The organism is Helicobacter muridarum (genome assembly GCF_000765805.2).
GTDB lineage: Bacteria > Campylobacterota > Campylobacteria > Campylobacterales > Helicobacteraceae > Helicobacter_A > Helicobacter_A muridarum.
Map to the genome: position 1 here is coordinate 1 of NZ_JRPD02000052.1, position 4,280 is coordinate 4,280.

5 protein-coding genes are annotated in these 4,280 nt (G+C 31.5%); all 5 read left to right on the top strand.

The window, feature by feature from the left end; all coding sequences use genetic code 11:
- Positions 1-257 precede the first annotated feature (257 nt).
- The 5 genes from hemE (at position 258) to LS73_RS09875 (ending at position 4,207) form a co-directional block, all read left to right on the top strand.
- Positions 258-1,283 (top strand): uroporphyrinogen decarboxylase, encoded by a 1,026-nt coding sequence (gene hemE / locus LS73_RS09635; RefSeq protein WP_034557854.1) that lies wholly within the window; start codon positions 258-260, stop codon positions 1,281-1,283.
- Positions 1,284-1,297: 14 nt separating this feature from the next.
- On the top strand, positions 1,298-2,560 hold the full coding sequence (locus tag LS73_RS09640) for a glycosyl transferase family 90 (RefSeq protein WP_233708909.1): 1,263 nt from the start codon (positions 1,298-1,300) through the stop codon (positions 2,558-2,560).
- Positions 2,561-2,671: 111 nt separating this feature from the next.
- Positions 2,672-3,049, top strand: coding sequence for a glycosyltransferase (locus LS73_RS10475; protein WP_104717622.1), 378 nt, complete (start codon positions 2,672-2,674; stop codon positions 3,047-3,049).
- Between the two features lie 29 nt (positions 3,050-3,078).
- Positions 3,079-3,825, top strand: a complete 747-nt coding sequence (locus LS73_RS09650; protein WP_267891707.1) for a glycosyltransferase family 8 protein — start codon at positions 3,079-3,081, stop codon at positions 3,823-3,825.
- Between the two features lie 241 nt (positions 3,826-4,066).
- Entirely contained in the window at positions 4,067-4,207 is a 141-nt protein-coding gene (locus LS73_RS09875; protein ID WP_161976617.1) for a hypothetical protein, read from the top strand.
- Positions 4,208-4,280: the final 73 nt, after the last annotated feature.

Below are 4,280 nucleotides of genomic sequence, written 5' to 3' on the forward strand. Positions count from 1 at the left end.
AAAATGCAGAAATTGCTAGCCATTCACAGCAAATAAGCAATGCAGTAGATAATGTTGCACAAAAGATATTAGATGATGTAAATAAGAAGAAGTTTTAAAGCGTTAGATTTGGAATCTTCGGTTATTAACTTATTGTTTCCTAGCAAATAGTGATAATTGCCTTAATCGATTTCTAGTAAAATGAAGTTTCTTTGGTAAAATTTTGTAATAATAAATCTTATGACTTTAGCAAAATAATTATTTAGTAAGGCTAGATTATGGTTTTTATTCGGGCATGTTTTAGGCAGAAAACACCATACACACCCATTTGGATGATGAGGCAAGCAGGTAGATATTTGAGTGAATATAAAGAAATTAGATCTCAAGCTAAAAATTTTTTAGATCTGTGTAGTCGCGTCGATTTAGCTACACAGATTACATTACAACCAATCGATATATTAGATGTTGATGCGGCAATTTTATTTAGCGATATTTTGGTGATTCCTTATGAAATGGGCTTAGATTTGGAGTTTATTCATGGCTTTGGGCCTAGATTTAATCATATAATAAATAATGAAGAATCTTTAAAATCACTAAAAACAGGTATACAACACAAGCTTGGATATGTATATGATACTATATCCTGTGTACGTAAGAATCTTAGCAATGACAAGGCTTTAATTGGCTTTAGCGGCGCACCTTGGACTTTGGCTACTTATATGATTGAGGGTCATGGCACAAAGAACTATTATAAAAGCAAAAAAATGCTCTATACTAATCCTATTTTGCTTGATAGGCTCTTAGAGATTCTAAGTAATGAAATCAAGCAATACTTAAGCTTGCAGATACAAGCAGGAGTTAATGCAATAATGCTATTTGACTCATGGGCTAATGCCTTAGAGGAGTCTCAATATTTAGCTTTTGGCTGGAAATATTTACGCGATATTGCATCATATATTAAACATGAATATCCAAACATTCCTATTATTATTTTTCCACGAGGTGTTGGGGCATACTTAGAGAAGTTATATGGAGATTTTGATGTATTAGGCATTGATTGGCAAATTAGCATGCAAGAAGCAAAACATAAAGTTGGTAATAGATTTGTTTTACAGGGTAATCTTGAGCCAGCTAGACTTTATGATTATGATTCTATGCGGCAAGGAGTTGAAGTTATACTTAATGCTATGCGAAATAGGGGGCATATCTTTAACTTAGGTCATGGTATGATAGAGGATTTACCCCGAGATAATGCTATTGCTTTGGTGCGATTAGTTCGTGAGCTATCAAGTCAATTTTGCTAAAACAAGGACTAGTATTGCGACATTCCCGCTTAATGTATAATATACAAGGAGTTATAAAATCCAAGATACCAAAGATATTTTTTCAGTCTTCCTTACAATCCCATATTAGCAATATATTTAGAATCTATGATAAGAAATTAGACATTTTACAAGATAGAGTAAATTTTTACAATAAATTACAACAGCCATTTAGTATACCGCAAAGTGAGCAAGACTTGCCCCCTAAGACATCCATTGATAATAGCTCTAAATTTTCGCCATTTAGTCGTTTGTATAAGCTAGATGTTATTCCGCCGTATGTTGATTATATTAGAAATAATAGCTCTAAGTTTGGCTCTGTGTATTATTACGATTCAGAAGAATGGCTTAGATATTTTCCTAATTCATTGCGTTGGGCTTTTTTATACAATGATGTTAGTTCATTGATGAATTTTCAAAGCATTGTAAAATCTCGCCCTATTGTGTCAGGAAATTCTTATTCTGTGCTTTTATGGTTGGAAAAATATAGGCATTTTCAATTTGTGCATGACACTATAGATTTTAAAGATAAGAAGAATATATTACTTTTTCGTGGTGCCGTATATCAAAAGCATAGAATTCGGTTTTTTCATAAATATTTTTCTAATCCTAGATGTGATATAGGGCATGTTGGCAGAATTGATTCTGATATGACAGAGTCTAAGGTTGTGCAAATGCTTGAAGATGAAATGAATTTGGCTAGAGCTTCGCCTCTTTGTAAAAACTTGCAAAATAATTTGATTTTGGATAGTTCTAATTTTAATAATGCTAATGCACCTCATAATGCAAATCAGGGTAAAGATGTGCCTTCTGCTCCAAACTCCTATGAATCGCGAAATCTTCATTCCCTTTGGACAAAGCCAAAGCTACAAATAGCTAATCATCTGCCATATAAGTTTTTGCTAAGTCTTGAGGGATATGATGTAGCTAGTAATCTAAAGTGGATTCTTAGCTCTAACTCATTGTGTATTATGCCAAAGCCTGAAATGGAAACATGGTTTATGGAATCAAGGCTAAAGCCAAATGTGCATTATGTAGAAATTGATAGCTCTTATGGTGATGTAATGGATAAGATGGACTATTATCTTAGCAATGAGAATGAAGCATTAGATATTATTCATAATGCTCACGAGTTTTGTAAGCAGTTTTTTGATTTAGAATTGGAAGGCGCAATAAATCTATTGGTATTGAGAAAATACTTTTATCTCTCTGGGCAAATAGACATAAGTAAGGAAGAGAATGAATTATTTGGCTTATAATCTATGTAAGTTAGCAGGATTTGCTTAAAGTAGCACTAAGCTAAAATTCTATTTTTTGTAATTGCCAATGTCTTTAGATATAATAATAGAATCTTTTAAAAAGGACAAGCATTGTTTAATGTTGTATTGAGTGCGGACGAAAACTATATTAAATATCTAGCAGTTTTGCTTACTAGTATTGTAAGAAATACCAATATCAACAACCATCAAAATGATTTAAATCAAGTTTTAAACCACAATATACCCTACTGCTTTCATATCTTGACTGATGGAATTTCAAATAAAATTAAAGACAAACTACATATCCTAGAGGAGAATCTAAATGGAATCTATCCTTGCAAGATTAAGATTCATACTATGAATGATGATGATTTTCATAGTATGCCAAAATGGGGGTTTGAGGATTCTAAAAATTATTTAACCTACTATAGACTAAGGCTATCAAAGGCTATTACCCCCCCCCCCCACATTTCAATGTTAATAAGCTAGATAATTTAAAAGAAACAAATGCACAAAATATTAAAAATATCTTATATATTGATACTGATATGCTTGTTTTATGTGATATACGAGAGCTTTTTTTGCTTAATCTATCTAATTGCATAGTAGCTAGCAACTCGGGATATATTGATTGTGATGTATCTAATCATAAATTGCAAAGCTTAAATAATGGTGCAGATTATGACTTTTCTAAGTTATCTTATTATTTTTGTGCAGGATTATTATTGATCAACTATGAGGCTTGGATAGCAAATGATATAGAATCAAAATGCCTAGATTTTTTACGACATTATAAAGCACAATTTCCAGACCAAGACGCTCTAAATGCCGTTATTAACTCGAACATAGTGGAATTACCTCCAGAGTATGGATTGCTAATATATCAGTGTATAGACTCTTTACATGATGAAAATATGCGGCATGTAATAGATAATTTAAAAATAGCTCATTTCAATGGTCCATCAAAGCCATGGCGAACTACATATGCCATAACACAGGACTTAAAGCTGCAAAAATATCCTTATAGTGATGAATGGTGGAATATGGCTATGCAAACTCATGGATTTTTAGATGAGTTTGTGGAAATGTATAATATACAATCCCAAGCAATCACAGTAAATAAGGTTGTGTTAGATTCTATAGCAGACAGAATGCGCCAAATGGATTCAAGGCTTGCAAAGTTAGAATCTAAACTAAATAAGCCACATAAATACATCGCTACAAAGTTTAAAATGTGGTTACAACAACAATTTAGTAAGCATTGATTCTTGAAAAGTGATTTTAGATCGCTTTGTTTCTAATTTTATTTCTCTAATATTATTAGAGCCTTTTATAATCTTACGTAAACTTTTCTCTATCATCTTTATTGTAAAGCGATAGAAAATAGGGCGAATAATTTTATGCTTTCATATTGGACTAATTCTATAGTAATGGAGTTTTTCATATAACACAAATATAGATTTATCTTGCATAGAGTTGCTAAAACATATCTCACTTTTAGAAGATATGCTAGATTTGATTATAAACCCAAAGCATGATAAAAATGAAGATAAGTCTTTACAAGGCAAACAAGCAGATTTATTACATAATTTAGATGAGTTTAAAAGCATGTTAAAAGATTCCAAAACAAAATGTATAAGTTTTTAAATGAGAGCTATATAAGTATTCCAGAGTAATGTGTTTGTGTGGTAGCTATATTTAGCATATTATTGACAATTTA